We start from the raw sequence: 18,921 nt of genomic DNA on the forward strand, positions 1-18,921 counted from the left end.
CAATAGTTTGAAAACAGACAAAAAACCATAATCGACAAATAGTTAACATAAGTTAATCAATTTAAAATCGAACGATTATTTTTTTGCTCACAACCGCAGGTTAAGCGTAAATATTTTTAAACTATGCGCTTTTAGACTTTGAAGATGCCAAGCTTAAACATACACTCAAGTTCCCAGAGCATAGCGCTTAGTAATCCTTCCCATCCCTTGGAGTAGTAATGACATCCCTTAGTATTCAAGCTGTTATTTTTGATATGGATGGTGTGTTAATCGATTCAGAACCCCTTTGGCAGCGGGTTGAATATGAAGTGTTATCGGCGCTTGGCGTGCCAGTCACTATCGAAACGATTCAACAAACCACGGGTTTACGCATCGACCAATGTGTCGACTATTGGTATCACAAAGCCCCTTGGGCCGATTACGACAATGCTAAGGTGAGCAAAGCCATCGTCGATAGAGTCGCAGAGGAAATCCTGATAACGGGCGAAGCCATGCCAGGGGTTCAGCAGGCGATGGAATACTGCCAAGCCAAAGGCTTAAAGATAGGCTTAGCGACCTCCTCTTTTTACACCATTATCGAAGCCGTACTCAGTAAACTCGGCCTCAGCGATAAGTTTATGGCGGTACAATCCGCCGAAGGACTCACCTATGGCAAGCCGCATCCCGAGGTTTACTTAAATTGTGCGGCCGCCTTAGGAGTCGACCCGCGTTATTGCCTCGCGATTGAAGACTCTTTTAATGGTCTGATCGCCGCCCGCGCCGCCAATATGCAAACCGTTGCCATTCCCGCACCAGAGCAACGCGGTGAGGCGAAATGGATTGTCGCCCACCACCAAGCCGACAGCCTGTTAGATTTACCGGCGATCTTGGGCTAATCACAGCACCAAATTGCGAAAAGCAAAAAGCCAGACATCCGTCTGGCTTTTTCATTTTCATCCTATGGATTACCAGATTTTCACGCGCTCTTCTGGTTTTAAGTACATCTTGTCGCTCTCTTTCATCTCGAAGGCTTTGTAGAAGGCTTCGATATTGCGAGGCGTACCCATAGCACGGTAGTGGCTAGGTGAATGTGGATCCGTCAGTAAACGACGACCTAACTCTTCATCACGGTAGTTACGGCGCCATACCTGTGACCAACCGACGAAGAAACGCTGCTCGCCCGTTAAGCCATCGAGCACTGGCGCAGATTTACCGTTTAAGCTCATCGCATAGGCACGCGCCGCTACGGTTAACCCGCCTAAGTCACCGATGTTTTCGCCTAAGGTTAAATCACCGTTCACAAACTTACCGGGCAAGGCTTCATAGCCAGAATACTGAGCCGACAGTTGCTTACCGCGTTTTTGGAATTCTTCACGGTCTTTATCCGACCACCAGTCACGCAGGTTGCCATCGCCATCGTATTTAGCACCTTGGTCGTCGAAACCATGGCTGATTTCGTGGCCAATTACCGCACCGATACCACCGTAGTTGACCGCATCATCGGCTTCCATATTGAAGAATGGCGGTTGCAGAATCGCTGCTGGGAATACGATTTCATTACCTACAGGGCTGTAATAAGCGTTGACCGTTTGTGGCGTCATATGCCACTCGGTACGGTCGATTGGCTTACCTAGCTTGTTGATCATGTCTTGATATTCGAAGTTGGCGTAACGCATATAGTTACCCACCAGCTCATCAGGTTTGATCTCTAAGGCTGTGTAGTCTTTCCACTTGTCTGGATAACCAATCTTGTAGGTAAACTTAGACAGTTTTTCCTGAGCCGCGACTTTCGTTTCTGGCGTCATCCACTCGAGTTCATTGATGCTGACTTCGAAGCCCTTGATCAGGTTTTTGATCATGGTTTCCATGCGGGCTTTCGCTTCTGGCTTGAAGTATTGCTTCACATACTCCTCACCCACTAATTCACCAATCACTTGGTCGGCACCATCTACAGCCTTTTTCCAGCGTGGTTGTTGCTCTTCAATACCCATTAAGGTTTTGCCTTTGAAGGCAAAGTTAAGGTCTACGAAGTTTTTGCTGAGTAGCTCAGCATAGCTATCCACTAAGTGGAACGTTAAGTAATCCTGCCAAGCAGAAACAGGGAAGGCATCAAAATTAGCGCCTAACTTTTCTAAGTAAGATGGCTGACGCACGATGACTTCAGTCACTTTATCGCCAAGACCTGCGCTAGTCGCAAAGGCATTGATATCAAACTTGCCGGTCAGCTTTTGCAGCTCTGCACGGCTCAACTTGTTGTAAGACTTGTTAGCATCGCGAGATTCAACGCGGCTCCACTGGCTCTTCGCGATCATCATCTCGATGTCGGCCACGTTTTTCGCCGCGCGTTTAGCATTCTTGTAGCCGGCTTCGGTCAAAATATCAGTCACATATTTCGCCATCGCTTCGCGGGTTGCGGCAAACTTAGCGTCATCTTTGAGGTAGTAATCACGATCTGGCAGAGTTAAGCCCGACTGGCTGATATACACCGCATATTGGGTAGAGTTTTTCGCGTCGTTATTGACGTAGAAACCAAAGGGAATGCCTGAGCCGCTGGTCAGCAATTTGCCCATCACAGCGGGTAATTCGCCGTGGGTTTTCACCGCCGCGATATCCGCCAGCAAAGGATTAAGCGGGGTCACACCTAAGGTTTCGAGCAAATCGGTATTCATAAAGCTGGCGTTAAAGTCACCGATTTTTTGATTATTAGAGCCAGGAGCAGCATCTTTTTGCGCTGCGGCGGCATCGATGATTTTTTTCAACGCATCTTGGCTTTGATCGTACAGCACAGAGAATGCACCGTAGTTAGACTTGTCGGCAGGGATAGGCGTATTCGCTAACCATTTACCGTTCACGCTGTAGTAAAAATCGTCTTGATGGCGAACTGAGGCATCAAAGTTTTGTAATTCAATGCCAGAAACCGCGGCGACTTCAGTTTTAGGCTCGCTGCTGCAAGCGGCTAAACCTAGGCTCAGGGCAATCCCCAGCGCCAGTGTGCTAATCTTCTTCATTGTTTTCCCCAGCTTCCGTTGAGAGTGTTGTTATTTTTTCCAGCAAAACCTTAGCATTTTGCCTAGTTTGGCTGTAGCAAGATTTTGTAAAAGGTTATGACACTTAGTGATATTTGCGCAAACGAGTATAAACAGGATTTTCAGGCCATGCGGGATAATGTGCCGATAAAAAGATGAAGGGCATAACCTCAGTTATGCCCTTCGCTCAATTTAGAAGGCTTTACCGACGAATAGATACAGGGATTTATCACCCATGTCAGTCACACCAAAGCCAAGTGCAGCCGGCCCCATGGAAGTATCTGTGCCTATGTAAAGGCTAGAAGCATAGATAAGATCTGAGAGCGAGACTTCATCCCGTTCAAACCACACGTTACCCGCCTCTAAACTTAAGCCTAAATAGAGTGGATAATCCGTCATTCCGAGGGCATCGCGACCTAAATCATACTGATAGACAAAGGCACCGAAGAGCTTATGGGCGCCTGTTAACGAGTCTTTGTGATAACCAGAAAGATTTAAGAAACCGCCTAAATCCGACAAGTGCAAGGTATTGAGCCCATCGTTATTGTTGGTCGCTATCGAGGCTTTCCCCACAAAGGCATGATTGCCAACACTCAGCGCCCCTTTCCAATCGGCCTCAATCTGCACGCTATATTCGTTCTCATTGTTGTCGACGAGATCGTCAAAATCCTCATTGCGCACATACACATTTAAGGTGATTCGGTTACCCGATGTCGGGAAGCTGATACTGTCTAAGCTGTCATAACCCGCTCTTAAGTAGGCGCCGTAGGATTTAAAATCGAAATCCTTAATCAGCCAGGCATCGTTGACAATAACGCCCTTTTCCGCCACAAGACCAAACTCGATAAACCCTTGTAAAACATAATTATAGCCAATACCTAGTTCAACTGTGTGAGTCTTCTTGTCGAAGATTAGGGCGCGGTTGTTGTTATCGTACAAGTCCCAATTATGGATATCGTATTGATAACGGGCTCGGCTATAAAACTCTTGGTCCCTGTCCAAGGGTTGATAAAACTCAGTCGCAAATAGTTTTTCAAAGCCTAATTTGACTTCGTTACGCCACTCGCCGCCATTAAAGGTTAAGTCGGTCATGGTATAAGCCATGTCGAAACTGATGGCCGAATCGGTACTAAAATCATCTTCCCAGTTAAAGCCAAGTTGGAAGTAATTTGGCCCCCAGGATTTCGCACGGGTAGTCACAGTCAGTACCCGGCCTTCTTCGCCTTCCACAAACTCGGCATCCACGCGCTCAAATTTGTTTAAGGCATAAATCCGTTTTAACGCCTCGTTTAGCTCATCCTTAGTGACAGCTTGGCCGGCTTTCAGATCTAAGGTTTCCTTCAATAGGTTCAGACTAACCTTAGACTGGTTATCGAATACGATTTCTTTAATAGGATGCGCCACATCCGCCATTAATAACTTGCCCTTGGCCTTCTTCGCATCCACATAGGCGGCATATTCTTCAGCGCTGACACTCATGCCCTGCAATTTATCTAGCTGGCCGTTGGCGGCTTCTTTCCCTAACGTCAGGGCCAAGGGCATGATGGTAAAGTCTGTGGTGCTTAAGGCATCGATAGCGGGACGGATCAATACGTCTTTATCTGTTAGTAATTGTTTTTGCTTTTCGGTACTGGCATTGGTCAGGAAGTTAGATAACTGGTCGAGCACCGCAATCGTGCTATCCAATTTGTCTTTTTTCACCAGCGGCGAGCCGATATCTACGGCAATGATGATATCCGCGCCCATAGCCTTAACCACATCCACGGGCATATTGTTGGCAATACCGCCATCGACTAATAACTTGCCATCGATCTGAGTCGGTTGCAGTGCACCCGGCACAGTCGCAGATGCCTGCATGGCTTTGACTAAACTGCCGTGGTCGATGACGACGGGCAAACTGGTTTCTAAATCCGTCGCGACCGCACGATAGGGAATGGCTAAGGCATCAAAATCGCCAAATTGCTGTACCAGATCGGTTGATTGGCGTAATAGCTGCGACATGGTTTGCCCACGCAACAATCCACTCGGTGCCCTAACCTCTCCTTCGTTGTAACCTATGTTGAGCGGAATATTGTAACGATCACGTAACTGCTTATCTCGATAACTCAAGACGTTACGCGGAATGGTATCCGAATAACCGCTGTCCCAATCGACCCCCATCATAATGGCTTCGACTTCACTCGCGCTGTAGCCCAAAGAGTACATGCCAGCAACATAGGCACCGATACTGGTACCTGCGATGTAGTCCACGGGAATATGATGTTCTTCTAGGATTTTAAGCACGCCCACGTGCGCAGCACCTTTAGCGCCGCCACCACTGAGTACCAGCCCAACCTTAGGTCGTTCCGCCGCATACAAGGGCGTTAGCAAAAAACATAAAAAGACAGAAGCGAGTATTCGACGCATCATAATGGGCTACTTTTTATTGGATAAAAAATTCAACTTATCTTAACAAATTTATTGATTTAACCGTCAGCGATATTTTATCTGAACCGATGAGTGATTAAGCAATACAAGATAAACACAGTTCGCTATTCCGCAACGAAATAGCGAAGTGAATGCAATAGACAAACGCTCAAAATAACGACCAATATTTCACAAGTAAACCGCATCAGCATGACTTGGAAATAACCCTAAACTTAAGATCCAAGAGTCGTTTTTTGCAGTAAATATCGTTCGAACTCTGTCACCGACATAGGCTTAGCAAAATAATAGCCCTGCACTATATAACAGCCGCGGCTAAAGACCTGTTCCAACTGTTCGACCGTTTCGACCCCTTCGGCCACCACGGTTAATTTCAAGTTGCGAGCCAGCTCGATAATACTGCTAACAATCGCCTGATCCGCAGAGTTAGTCGCGATATCAATCAAGAAGGAGCGGTCAATCTTCAAGGTATTCACATCAAAATGACGTAGGTAAGCCAAGGAAGAATAGCCAGTGCCAAAGTCGTCAATAGCCACTTCAATTCCCAATTCTTTAAGCTGAGTCAGATGGCTTTTTGCCGCTTGCACTTCCTTCATCAACACGCCTTCGGTGATTTCTAACCCGAGGGATGAGGTCGGCATTTGGGTATCGGCTAAGATTTTTTTCAAGCCTTCGATAAAATCCGGCTGGCGGAAATGCACCGCAGAAATATTCACCGACAATTTAAAGGGGGCCGCACAACGTTTTACCCACTTAGCGCCCTCCAAGCAGGCGCGGCGGAATACCCAGCGGTCGATTTCAACCACTAAACCACAGGCTTCGGCGACCTTAATAAAAATATCGGGGCGGATATAACCTTCCTTCGGATGGCGCCAACGGATTAAGGCTTCCATCCCAATAAATTTATCGCCCCGCAAGATATCAATCTGAGGCTGATAATAGAGCTCAAACTCTTCGCGCTCGATGGCCTTACGTAAATCCGCCTCCAAACGTAAATGATAAAGCGCTTGGGCATTACGCTCCGACGAATAATATTTAAAGTTGCCGCGCCCTTCTTCCTTGGCGTGGTACATGGCAAGGTCGGCATTTTTAATAAAGGCTTCTGGCTGCACCGCATCGTCGGGCCAAATACTGATCCCGATACTGGTGGAGATATAAAACTCCCGACCAAACAATTTAAATGGCGCCACAATTTGCGCCAGTAACCGCTCGGCAATGTGGTTTATCTCGTTTAAGTTATTGGCGTTTCTTAGCAGGATCACAAACTCATCGCCACCGAAGCGACAGAGCAAATGTTCGCTACCGATGCAAGACTGTAAGCGGTTGGAGGCTTCCACCAGCAAGGCATCGCCCATACTGTGGCCATAGGAGTCGTTTACATGCTTAAAGCGGTCGAGATCGAGGAATAACAGCGCCAGCTTTTCGCCACTCTGCTGCGCAGTCTGAATCGATTGCAATAAACGGCTGGAAAACAGCGAGCGGTTTGGCAGCCCAGTTAGCACATCATAATTCGCCAGCCGCCTTAAATCCGCCTCGGTACGTTTCCGCTCGGTGATATCTGAAAAAACAATCACATAATGCAGTGAGCTATCGTTAGCCGATTGCATCACCGAGACGTTAAGCCACACTGGGCAAATCAGTCCATTCTGTCCCACTAACTCGCGCTCACCCGTCCACGAACAGTCTTGGCCGAGCAACTGATGCACTTCGGTCGAGAGGCCATCCTTCATTTGCACAAATTGAGAGAAAGATTGGCCGACAAGATCATGCTGCTCTGAACCAATAATCTGCTGCGCCGCATGGTTTGCCACTCGAATATTTTCATCCACATCCAAGATCAGCACACCCTCCGAGGTATTCTCAAAGGCTTGGGCGAGGAGATTAATTTCATCCTCTAGCTGACGCTGCAGGGTAATATCACTGTAGATCCCCGCCACCCGCTCAATCACTTTGGTATGGCGATTGCGCGACACAGGGCGCCCCCTCACCCTTAGCCAGCCCCAGTTACCGTCTCGACGTTGATAGCGATACTCGGCCTCAAATCTGTCAATCTCGCCAGCCAACATACTGTTCCACTGCGCGAGGGCCTTATCCCTATCCTCGGGGTGAACGGGGAGTGTCTCGAGGGAAACGACTATCTCATTGGCATGGGTGCCCAGCACCGCGCCTCGGTTATCGAGGTAAAAGCTTTGGGTATCTCTATGCCACTCCCAAAGATCGGAATCACTGCCACGCAGTGACTGCCGCAAACGATCATCACTCTCGGTCAGCGCTTGGTTCATCGTCATAAAAGTGCGCACCTGACGCTGACGATACCAAGCAAGGCTCAGGGCGATGATCGAAAACGTTAGCAATAATACGCCTTTAAAACCCTGAGTCAGCCACCAATGCTGCTCAACATAGAAGGGATAGGCGAAGGGTTTATCCGACCAGATGCCATTCACTTGGCTTAAGATTTCCAATTCATACTCGCCCGCCGCCAGTCCCGCGAGGTTTATCTGTGACTCGCCTTGCAGCAGCACATAGTTATCCTCTTCCCCCTGGTAACGCAGTCGGTATTTAAATTGGATAGGCGAATCATCGAGATAATCGAGGTTAGTGATCTGCAAACTCACCATATTGGCATCGGGTTTGACGACCATCATAGGTTTTGGCAGTAGCGAAACTTCCGTGCTGTTATCGTAATAGACAGACACTGACTCGAGCATTACATGATCGTCGGTAATACGGTTGACTAACTTGTCCACATCGAGGTGCATCACCCCTTCCGGGGTGCCGAGATACAAACCGAACTCGGGCGAATAAAAGTAAGCCCCCTCGTTCAACTCATTGGAAATCAAGCCATCGAGCTGATCGAACATAGCGATGTGGCCAGTCGCGATATCTTGGCGGATCAATGAATCGGCGCAGGCGACTAGATTAGCTTTAGGCGTCTTTTGGATAAAAAACACTGAGCTGCAATTCACTTGCCACAGGGCTGTGAGCGAGACCAGCTCACTGCTATTGAGGTGATACTCGAATAATCCCTTTTCATAGGAGCCAAACCACATCACCCCGGGTGACATTTCTTCAATATGGCTCACAGTCGGCATGGCACTTAAACCATTGAATAAGTTTCGTTGATCATGGAACTCATTCGACTCGTCGATATAGCCGAAGACCCGTTTGCCACCTACCCACAGCTTACCGTCGGAGGCTCGATACAAGGTTCTAATCGCTGGGCGTTTAGGCTCTGCATCCCCTTTCACAGGCTTATCGATATTAAAGGCTTGCGGCGTTAATAACCCCGGCTCCCAGAAGTACAGCCCTGTAGAACTCGCTATCCACACACGCCCCTTCAATTGAGGATCGGCATAAGTGCGATAGATGAGTTTATTTTTAAACTCATCACGCCCATCGAGCCACTCGGCAAAACTTTCGCCTTTTAGAGTTCGCCTATCGACAACAAATAAGCCACTGGTGCTTGAAACCAGCAATGAATGATCGGCAAACTCGCTAATATCGTAAATGCTCTCGTGCGATAGCAAACCTTCGATCTGGATATCTATGGCTTGCTGGGTGTCCTTGGCAATAAACATCACACTCGAAGAACCAAGCCACAACCCCTCCGGAGTGGCAAGCACTGACCAAATCATGGCATCGCTTAGTGCGTAGGGTTTGTCTGCAGTATAGGTCTCTAAGATAAAATCGGGCTGGGATGCCAGTAACGCCAAACCATCACCCGAGCCGCCCACCCACATCAGGCCTGACTCATCGAAGAGCATGGCCTTAAGGATTTCCATATTGGCTTGTTTTTTCAGTTCTTCTTGATAGTTTTCTATCTGGTGTGTCTCTGGCGTCCATTTTAATAAGCCAAAACGACTGGCAAACCACAGTGCGCCCTTAGGACCTTCGACAATCACAGTGCTCCAATCGGGCAATTCAGGCACGGGTTCAAGTTGCTGCGAGTTAGTATCGAGTCGATACACCCCGCGACTCGTCGCCAGCCAAACTCGATTTTTAGAATCCTCAAGCATATCGAGAATACTGCCCATAGACTCAGTCCAAGGGTATCGATGCACTGTCTTGCCCGCATTATCGAGCAGCTGTAACTCAAACTGCCCAGCCAACAACATCTGTCCATTAGGCAGAGACAGCAGCTTGCGCCAAGGCAGATCGCGATTAACCGTCAGTTGAGTGACTAGAGTGAGTTCAGCTTTAACAGGCGAGTATTGATAAATCTGTCCATTATCAATCAGTAATAACCAGTTTTGTGCATTCATCCGCGCAGCAGAGACGAGAGCACCACCGGGAAAATGTGGAAATAAATTGGGGGAGCCAAACAGAATAAATTGGTTATTACTGATATCGTAGAGATACAGTGCTGCGTTAGTGCTCACCAACAGCTTATCTTGCCCAACATTGACTACCGAGTTGAGGAAATCATCCGCAATGCGGGACTCAGTACCCGTTTTGTCGATACGTCTGACCTTAGAATTGCTCACACGATATAAGCCCTGCTCGGTCGCCGCCCAAACAAAACCATGGTCATCTAAGGTCAAGCCGCGGATACTGGTGGCGGCTAATCCATCTCTATCGGTGAATACACGTTGCACAAATCCACCAGCCCAAACCATGTTCAGACCAGAGATAAAAAGGATGAAACATGCCAGAAGTGTTTTAGTTATTCTTGTTTGCATTTGATGGCTTACTTCATACATATACCCAAACCACCTCAAAATGCAGAATTCAGCGGGAATTTAACGCACTTTAAGCAAGGCGGCTATTTGTAGGCCTAGTGGGCTAAGTCAAAAATAGCCAACACGGCATAAAGTGCGTTAAACCCCGCCGGGACGGAGCGCCTAGAGCACTCCACTTCCGTGTTGCATCAATTCAAAAGGTGGCCGACATTTTTCATTGATGCGCCTTGAATCGAAGCACCCTAGGCGCTCTGAAACTCGTATTTTGAGGTCGCTTGGGTATAAATGTACTTTAGCAGCTCAAAAGCCTCAATTCACCCGCTTGTTCACATTAAAGTTACAATTTTATCAATGCAATAAAAAAGCGCCCTAATGGACGCTTTTTTAAGAAAGGTATCAGCTTACTTTTTCTTTGCCTTTGGGTTTGGCAGGTCAGTAATAGAACCTTCGTAGATTTCAGCCGCTAGACCCACTGACTCATGCAGCGTTGGGTGCGCGTGGATAGTTAATGCTAAATCTTCAGCATCACAACCCATTTCGATTGCCAGACCAATTTCGCCTAACAGTTCGCCACCGTTCACACCCACGATAGCACCACCGATAACACGGTGAGTGTCTTTATCGAAAATCAGCTTAGTCATACCTTCGCTGCAATCAGAAGCGATTGCACGGCCAGATGCTGCCCATGGGAAAGTCGCTGTTTCGTAAGCAATACCTTGCTCTTTCGCTTCTTTCTCAGTCAGACCTACCCAAGCCACTTCAGGGTCGGTGTAAGCGATTGATGGGATGACTTTTGGATCGAAGTAGTGCTTCATGCCCGCGATAACTTCAGCCGCTACGTGGCCTTCGTGCACGCCTTTATGAGCCAACATTGGTTGACCAACGATGTCACCGATTGCGTAGATGTGCGGTACGTTTGTACGTAATTGCTTGTCTACGTTGATGAAACCACGCTCGTCGATCTTAACGCCTGCTTTTTCAGCGTCGATCAGCTTGCCATTTGGCGTACGGCCGATAGCCACTAACACTGCATCGTAACGTACTGGCTCAGTTGGCGCGCTCTTACCTTCCATCGAAACGTAGATACCGTCTTCACGGGCTTCAACCGCTGTCACTTTAGTTTCGAGGATCAGGTTGAATTTCTTCTTGATTTGCTTAGTGAATACGCGAACGACGTCTTTGTCAGCCGCAGGGATCACTTGGTCGAACATTTCAACCACATCGATTTCACTGCCCAGAGAAGAGTAAACCGTACCCATTTCTAAACCGATGATACCGCCGCCCATAACCAGCAGTTTGCCAGGCACTTCTTTCAGTTCTAATGCGTCGGTCGAATCCCAAATACGTGGGTCTTCATGGGGAATGAATGGCAGTTTGATTGGGCGAGAACCCGCAGCGATGATCGCTTGGTCAAACTTAACAACGGTCACAGTACCGTCTTCAGCGGTCACTTCTAAGCTGTTAGGGCCAGTAAATTTACCGAAGCCGTTAACAACGTTAACTTTACGCATTTTAGACATGCCGCCTAAGCCACCAGTCAACTGGCTGATCACTTTTTGCTTGAAGCTGCGTAACTTGTCTAAATCGATTGTTGGCTCGCCGAACACAACACCGTGTGCAGCAACGGCTTTGGCTTCTTCGATAACTTTAGCAACGTGTAACAGGGCTTTAGATGGGATACAACCCACATTCAGACACACGCCACCTAAAGTGCTAAAACGTTCAACGATAACGGTTTCCAGACCTAAGTCAGCCGCACGGAAGGCAGCAGAATATCCAGCAGGACCTGCACCTAATACCACTACCTGAGTTTTGATTTCGTTACTCATGTTTTCCTCTAATTCTCATTCAATCCGTTGGAGGAGAGTAATCCTGCCAACCGAAAATGCGCCAGCGCGTAAGGTGGGCGCATTTTAACCTGTGTTTGATACTGATCACAATAAACAAAAGGCCACTCAAGATGAGCAGCCTTATTTGTTTACAGAATCAAAGTACGAATATCGGACAGAATTCCTGACAGGGTCACGCTAAAGCGTGCAGCCATAGCACCATCGATCACGCGGTGATCGTATGATAGCGACAGTGGCAACATCAATTTAGGCTCGAATTCTTTACCATTCCACTTAGGCTTAATTTCAGATTTAGACACACCTAAAATCGCCACGTCCGGGTAGTTAACGATTGGGGTAAATGCAGTACCACCAATGCCACCTAGGCTTGAAATAGTGAAGCAGCTACCCTGCATATCGGCAGACTTCAGCTTACCGTCACGGGCGCGGATAGAAATATCGGCCAGCTCACGAGATAACTCGATAATGCCTTTCTTATCCACATCACGCACCACAGGTACCACTAGACCATTTGGCGTATCAACCGCCACACCGATATGGTAGTACTTCTTCTGGATCAGTGATTCACCGTCGCTGCTTAAGCTTGAGTTGAACACTGGGAACTGTTGCAGCGTTTTCGCCACAGCTTTCATCATAAAGACCAGCGGAGTGATCTTATAATCGGCTTTTTTCTTCGCCGCCGCGTCGTTCTGCTGCTTACGGAACTCTTCCATTTCGGTGATATCAGCTTCATCGAACTGAGTCACGTGAGGAATGGTTACCCAGTTACGGTGCAGGTTTGGACCAGAGATCTTCTGGATACGGCTTAATGGAATCTCTTCCACTTCACCAAACTTGCTGAAATCCACTTTCGGAGCAGCAATTACTTGCAGACCACCACCGTTACCCGCTGCAACTGAGGTTGCTGCTGTCGCCTTAGGACGAGACAGTTCGTACTTCACATACGCCTGTACGTCTTCCTTCATGATGCGACCTTTACGGCCAGAACCCGTCACTTGAGTGAGGTCCACACCAAATTCACGGGCCAAACGGCGAACCGCAGGAGACGCATGAACCACACCGGTTGCCACTGGCGCACCCGCACTTGGGTGATGTGGAACAGGTGGACGGCTAGGAGCGGCAGCAACAGGCGCTGGTGCCGCTTCTTGGGTAACTGGAGCAGGTGCTGCGGCTTGAGCTACTGGCGCTGGTGCACTGCCTGCACTTGCTGTTGCAACGGAAGTAGTTTCAATCGTCGCGATCACGCTACCTTGAGAAACCTTGTCACCCACTTTAACGGTTAACGACAACAGTTTACCGGCGAATGGCGCAGGTACTTCCATGGTCGCTTTGTCGGTTTCAAGGGTAATTAAGCCTTGGTCAACAGTGATGTCATCGCCCACAGACACTAGCACTTCGATCACATCGACATTGCTCGCATCGCCAATATCTGGCACTTGGATTTCTTTAACCGCAACCACTGGTGCCGCAGCTGCGACTGGAGCAACTGGCGCTGCAGGAGCCGCTTGAGCAACAGGTGCAGAGGCGGCTGGCGCGCTCGCTTGTGGCGCTGCGGCAGGTGCCGCGCCGCCCACTTCGAGCATGATCACTAAGGAGCCTTGAGAAACCTTGTCACCCACAGCCACTTTCACTTCTTTCACCACACCGGCGAATGGCGATGGTACGTCCATGGTCGCTTTGTCGGTTTCTAGCGTGATAAGGCCAGCGTCAACCTCAATCTTATCGCCAGCGGCAACTAAGACTTCGATAACTGACACATCGGTGTCACCACCGATATCCGGCACAGTAACTTCAACCACTTGGGTTGCGCCCGTCGCTGGCGCGGCAGCCACAGGGGCTGGAGCCGCTTGTACTGGTGCAGGTGCTGCTGGGGCTGGCGCAGGAGCGGCAGCTTGAGCAACAGGCACAGCTTGAACATTAGCCGTGCCCGCTGCTTGCATCATCGCAATTAAGGTACCTTCGCTGACTTTGTCACCGACGGCCACTTTCAATTCGGCTAACACTCCCGCGAAAGGCGCAGGAATGTCCATGGTCGCCTTGTCGCTTTCAACGGTCAGAATCGACTCTTCCGCTGCTAAGGTATCGCCCACAGAAGCACAGATTTCGATAACCTGTACTTCATCGCCGCCGATATCAGGAACAAAAACTTCTTTTAATTCAGCCATTTTTATTGCCTCTTACGCGTACTGTGGATTGATCTTGTCAGCGTCGATGCCGTATTCCTTGATGGCATTCGCTAACACATCAACAGGCAGCTCTTTACGATCAACCAGTGACTTCAGTGCCGCGATAACGATGAACTTAGCGTCCACTTCGAAGTGGTGACGCAGGTTGTCACGGCTGTCTGAACGACCGAAACCGTCAGTACCTAACACTTTGTAATCGGTTGGCATGTATGCACGTAACTGCTCACCGTAGATCTTCATGTAGTCAGTCGCTGCGATTGCAGGCGCATCACTAGAGATCACTTGGCTGATATACGCTTGTTTTGGCGTTTCAGTTGGGTGCAGCATGTTCCAACGCTCAACGGCTTGACCATCGCGAGTCAGTTCGTTGAAGCTGGTTACGCTGAATACATCGGCAGTGATACCGAAGTCTTTTGCCAGTGCTTGAGCCGCTTTGCGGGTTTGCTCAAGAATGGTGCCACAGCTCATTAACTGAACTTTGCCTTTACCCGAGCCGGCTACGGTTTCTAACTTGTAGATACCTTTAACGATGCCAACTTCTGCGCCTTCTGGCATGGCTGGCTGCTCGTAGTTTTCGTTCATTGTGGTCAGGTAGTAGAAGATATCTTCTTGATTCTCGCCGTACATACGACGAATACCATCTTGTACCACAACGGCAATTTCATAACCGTAAGTTGGATCGTAGGTAATACAGTTAGGAATGGTGTTAGCCAGTACGTGGCTGTGACCGTCCTGATGCTGCAGACCTTCACCGTTTAGGGTTGTACGGCCAGAAGTACCACCGACTAAGAAGCCACGTGCACGCATATCACCCGCTGCCCAAGCCATGTCGCCAATACGTTGGAAACCGAACATTGAGTAGTAGATGTAGAATGGGATCATTGGCACATCATTCACTGAGTAGCTGGTCGCTGCCGATACCCAAGATGACATTGCACCTAATTCGTTAATACCTTCCTGCAGTACTTGGCCTGACTTATCTTCACGGTAGTAAGCCACTTGGTCAGAGTCTTGCGGAACGTATTTTTGGCCTTCGTGAGCATAAATACCCACTTGACGGAACAGACCTTCCATACCGAAGGTACGCGCTTCGTCAGGAATAATTGGCACGATGTTTTTGCCAATTTTCTTGTCTTTTAACAGTGCTGTCAGCACGCGAACAAACGCCATCGTTGACGAAATTTCACGGCCGTTAGAACCCTGCAGAATCGAGTCGAAAATCTTCAGTGATGGCACTTCCAGCTCTTCGCTGAACTTCTCGCGACGTTGTGGCACGCTGCCATGCAGCTCGGCACGACGGCTCATCATGTACTTCACTTCTTCCGAATCTGGACCTGGGTGGTAGAACGGCAGATCTTCTAATTGATCGTCTGGAATTGGGATATTGAAACGATCGCGGAAGTAACGGATAGACTCGATACCCATTTTCTTCACGTTGTGGGCGATGTTCTTACCTTCACCCGCATCACCTAGGCCGTAACCTTTAACGGTTTTCGCTAGGATCACAGTTGGACGACCTTTAGTCTTACGCGCATGGTCTAATGCCGCGTACACTTTAACTGGGTCATGACCACCACGGTTTAAGCGCCAAATGTCATCATCTGACATATTCGCCACCATTTCGGCGGTTTCTGGGTATTTGCCGAAGAAGTGTTCGCGAGTATAAGCGCCACCTTTGGCTTTACAGTTTTGGTATTCACCGTCAACGGTTTCTTCCATTAACTGCAGTAACTTACCGCTGGTATCACGAGCCAATAATGGATCCCAGTAACGACCCCAAATCACTTTTACCACTTCCCAGCCAGCGCCGCGGAATTCGCCTTCCAGTTCTTGGATGATTTTACCGTTACCGCGTACTGGGCCGTCCAGACGTTGCAGGTTACAGTTGATGATGAAGACTAAGTTGTCTAATTCTTCACGGGCAGCTAAACCGATAGCACCTAAGGCTTCTGGCTCGTCACACTCACCGTCACCTAAGAAGCAGTAAACGGTTTGGTCAGAACAATCTTTCAGACCACGGTCAGTCAGGTATTTTAAGAAGCGAGCTTGGTAAATCGCTTGGATTGGACCCAGACCCATAGAAACCGTTGGGAATTGCCAGTAGTCAGGCATCAACTTAGGGTGCGGATAAGAAGATAAACCTTTGCCATCCACTTCTTGACGGAAGTTAGCCAGTTGGTCTTCAGTTAAACGACCTTCCAAGAATGAACGCGCGTAGATACCTGGAGCGATATGACCTTGGAAATACACTAAGTCGCCGCCGTCTTTCTCATTTGGCGCGCGGAAGAAGTGGTTGAAGCACACGTCATAAATGGTTGCGCTCGATGCGAAACTCGAAATATGGCCGCCTAACTCTAAATCTTTCTTAGAACCACGTAGAACCATAGCTAAGGCGTTCCAACGGATGATGGCGCGAATGCGACGTTCCATCTCTTGGTTACCTGGCATGTGCGGCTCTTGACCCGCTGGAATGGTGTTCAAATAGGCCGTGGTCGCAGTGTAAGGCAAGTGCGTGCCATTGCGACGGGCTTTATCGATCAGTTTCTCTAATAAGAAATGGGCGCGTTCAGGGCCTTCCTGTTCTAATACAGCTTGCAGGGCGTCAACCCATTCCTGAGTCTCTAACGGATCTAAGTCTTGTAGCATATCTTCAGACATGACACTGTCCTTCTCTATATACATGATGATGAATGGTGTTTGCGGCATATTCCGCTTTAGCGAGTGCTAAAGTCGGGAACTTAAGCGCCACTCTTTAAACGGCGCAAACTTCGCTGCAACCGGCTATCTTCTTCCCGCACAGATAACATCACCTCTTCGATGTAACTTAAGTGTTCATTCGAGGCTTCTCTGGCGGCTTCAGGATCACGACGAACGATAGCAGCGAGCAGAGCACGTCTGTGATCGTTGGCCATAGTGGAGGCTTCTTCGCGGCGGCTTAAAAGCTCCAAGTTTTGCGCCACATTCTTATGCAGCACAGGGGTTAAACTGAGTACGAGATGCAACATAGCCACATTGTGTGACGCTTCGGCGACGGCGCGGTAAAAACGTACAATCGCGGCGGCTTGTTGTTCAATATTGGTGGCGGCTTCCACCTCAAGGATCATACGCTTGATATTCTGCATATCGGCGTCTGTGCCACGCAATGCGGCAAAATAGGCCATCATGCCTTCGGTCGCATGACGGAATTCCAGCAAGTCGTATTGGCTTTCTGGATCGGCAGTCATTAATTCAACGATAGGATCGGCAAGGCTCTGCCAGAGTTGTTCTTTGACATAAGTACCGCCGCCTTGACGGCGCATTAACAGCCCTTTCGCCTCAAGCTTTTGAATGGCTTCACGCAGTGAAGGGCGAGACACTTCAAACTGGATGGCCAGTTCGCGCTCCGGCGGTAATTTCTGACCCGGCTGTAAACTGCCTTCGAGGATCATCTGCTCGAGTTGCGCCATGATCACATCAGAAATTTTTGGCTGATTAATTTTACTATAGGCCATTAGGCGCTCAGCTCCGTTGTAAATTGGTCTTACCAATTTTTATGAGTGAGCGCACTTTATCAAATCACACTTTTGATGTCTAGATTGAAAATCGACCTTAAAAGGTGATCCCATTCAAAACCGCTCACGATGTGAGAGCATAGCCTAAAAATGTCACTATGGGGTCAGACCATTTGACATAAGTAAATGAATGCCACATAAGCCTCTGAGTAAAAGGCATTTTCACCGAAAATCATTCCAAAAGACAGTGGCGAAATAGCATTCTGTGACGTAGCAGAAATGTCGATTACAGTGCACTAAAAACAAAAAAGGAATTGGCGAATCACCTTCACCCATTCCTTCTATAAAATGTCACGTGGCGACTACGGCTTAAGTCACTAGGCCAAAAATGGTCAACAGCGACAACACAGCAACCATCAGAGTAAAGTTGCGTTTACTTAAGACTAATAATGCCAAGGTCGATTGTACACAAACTGGTGCACTCGACTCCTCTGGCAGCGGCTGAGAGGCTAACGCCGTTTCTGTCACTACCCTTCTGGCACTCGCATTGATATTTAAGGCATGGTCACGCCAAGCCGAAAGCCCTTCACTAAACTGACCGCTGAGCGCATAGCCAAAGGAAAATACCCGGCTCGGGATCCAATCTAGGACAAACATAATATCTTCGATAAGCGGTAGGTTAAGGGATTTACGCACATTCTCTTCGGCATAAAAACGCGCGGTGCAATATAAGACAGCGCCAACTGGGCCTAGGAAGATAAAACATAATGCCACTGCGCCGTAATAACGATAGTTTATCCAGGCAACACTCTGCCCGACCTTGGCGCCTAAGTCTTTTTCAGACACAGCATCTAAACACTCACTGCAATCTAATTCAGCGGCATAATGGTAACAGGCTTGCACATCGGAGCGACACGCCGCCTGCATATACTTTTTAAAGCTATCGCGCTGTTTTTGATGATTAAAGCAAATAATTGCCACTAGCACCCACAGGGCAAGGGTTAACAACCCCCAAAACATGCCTGATGCAACCCAACCCAAAACATGCACTACCAAGGCTGGCAACACTATGGCGAGCAACATACTGGTATTGGTTAACGAGGCTTTGTCACCAAAGAAAGTGGATTGATAGGATTGCAGCACGCGATCGCTCTGCCACGAAGCGGGAAGGAACTTTAATCGTTCCACAAGAATGGCGACCAGTAATGAAAATAATGCCATCGGTAATACTCCTTGTAAAAAAGCCGGAAACGCGCAGGGTGATGAGAAAAATACCTCCCCTTCGC

9 protein-coding genes are annotated in these 18,921 nt (G+C 48.5%); 1 reads left to right on the forward strand and 8 read right to left on the reverse strand.

Annotated elements, in window-relative coordinates; translation table 11 throughout:
• Window positions 1-218: 218 nt before the first annotated feature.
• Entirely contained in the window at window positions 219-875 is a 657-nt protein-coding gene (gene hxpB / locus M0415_RS11990; protein ID WP_249553388.1) for a hexitol phosphatase HxpB, read from the forward strand.
• Between the two features lie 69 nt (window positions 876-944).
• Here the strand turns inward: hxpB and M0415_RS11995 are convergent, their stop codons facing one another.
• The 8 genes from M0415_RS11995 to ampE form a co-directional block, all read right to left on the reverse strand.
• Window positions 945-2,987 carry a M13 family metallopeptidase gene (locus tag M0415_RS11995; RefSeq protein ID WP_249553377.1) on the reverse strand — a complete coding sequence of 681 codons (2,043 nt, stop codon included), beginning with the start codon at window positions 2,985-2,987 and terminating at the stop codon, window positions 945-947.
• A 210-nt stretch (window positions 2,988-3,197) separates the two neighbouring features.
• Window positions 3,198-5,414, reverse strand: a complete 2,217-nt coding sequence (locus M0415_RS12000; RefSeq protein ID WP_249553375.1) for a patatin-like phospholipase family protein — start codon at window positions 5,412-5,414, stop codon at window positions 3,198-3,200.
• Between the two features lie 230 nt (window positions 5,415-5,644).
• Complete coding sequence (locus M0415_RS12005) at window positions 5,645-10,129, reverse strand: EAL domain-containing protein (protein WP_249553368.1); 4,485 nt, start codon at window positions 10,127-10,129, stop codon at window positions 5,645-5,647.
• Window positions 10,130-10,509: 380 nt separating this feature from the next.
• Window positions 10,510-11,937: a dihydrolipoyl dehydrogenase gene (gene lpdA, locus M0415_RS12010; RefSeq protein WP_011715641.1), complete on the reverse strand. Its 1,428-nt coding sequence runs from the start codon at window positions 11,935-11,937 to the stop codon at window positions 10,510-10,512.
• A 149-nt stretch (window positions 11,938-12,086) separates the two neighbouring features.
• A complete protein-coding gene (gene aceF / locus M0415_RS12015) occupies window positions 12,087-14,123 on the reverse strand; it encodes a dihydrolipoyllysine-residue acetyltransferase (protein ID WP_249553366.1) in 2,037 nt (678 codons plus the stop codon).
• 12 nt (window positions 14,124-14,135) lie between these two features.
• Window positions 14,136-16,802, reverse strand: coding sequence for a pyruvate dehydrogenase (acetyl-transferring), homodimeric type (gene aceE, locus M0415_RS12020; RefSeq protein WP_088211906.1), 2,667 nt, complete (start codon window positions 16,800-16,802; stop codon window positions 14,136-14,138).
• Window positions 16,803-16,882: 80 nt separating this feature from the next.
• Complete coding sequence (pdhR, locus tag M0415_RS12025) at window positions 16,883-17,635, reverse strand: pyruvate dehydrogenase complex transcriptional repressor PdhR (RefSeq protein WP_011070781.1); 753 nt, start codon at window positions 17,633-17,635, stop codon at window positions 16,883-16,885.
• Window positions 17,636-18,004: 369 nt separating this feature from the next.
• Entirely contained in the window at window positions 18,005-18,856 is an 852-nt protein-coding gene (ampE, locus tag M0415_RS12030; RefSeq protein ID WP_249553364.1) for a beta-lactamase regulator AmpE, read from the reverse strand.
• Between the last annotated feature and the right edge of the window lie 65 nt (window positions 18,857-18,921).

The organism is Shewanella sp. 10B, assembly GCF_023475885.1.
Lineage (GTDB): Bacteria > Pseudomonadota > Gammaproteobacteria > Enterobacterales > Shewanellaceae > Shewanella > Shewanella mangrovisoli.

Excerpts from the sequence above, each read along its gene's own strand:
- pdhR (WP_011070781.1), bottom strand. The coding sequence starts at position 17,635 with ATGGCCTATAGTAAAATTAATCAGCCAAAAATTTCTGATGTGATCATG.
- aceF (WP_249553366.1), bottom strand. The coding sequence starts at position 14,123 with ATGGCTGAATTAAAAGAAGTTTTTGTTCCTGATATCGGCGGCGATGAA.
- M0415_RS11995 (WP_249553377.1), bottom strand. The coding sequence starts at position 2,987 with ATGAAGAAGATTAGCACACTGGCGCTGGGGATTGCCCTGAGCCTAGGT.
- hxpB (WP_249553388.1), top strand. The coding sequence starts at position 219 with ATGACATCCCTTAGTATTCAAGCTGTTATTTTTGATATGGATGGTGTG.
- aceE (WP_088211906.1), bottom strand. The coding sequence starts at position 16,802 with ATGTCTGAAGATATGCTACAAGACTTAGATCCGTTAGAGACTCAGGAA.
- M0415_RS12000 (WP_249553375.1), bottom strand. The coding sequence starts at position 5,414 with ATGATGCGTCGAATACTCGCTTCTGTCTTTTTATGTTTTTTGCTAACG.
- lpdA (WP_011715641.1), bottom strand. The coding sequence starts at position 11,937 with ATGAGTAACGAAATCAAAACTCAGGTAGTGGTATTAGGTGCAGGTCCT.
- ampE (WP_249553364.1), bottom strand. The coding sequence starts at position 18,856 with ATGGCATTATTTTCATTACTGGTCGCCATTCTTGTGGAACGATTAAAG.
- M0415_RS12005 (WP_249553368.1), bottom strand. The coding sequence starts at position 10,129 with ATGTATGAAGTAAGCCATCAAATGCAAACAAGAATAACTAAAACACTT.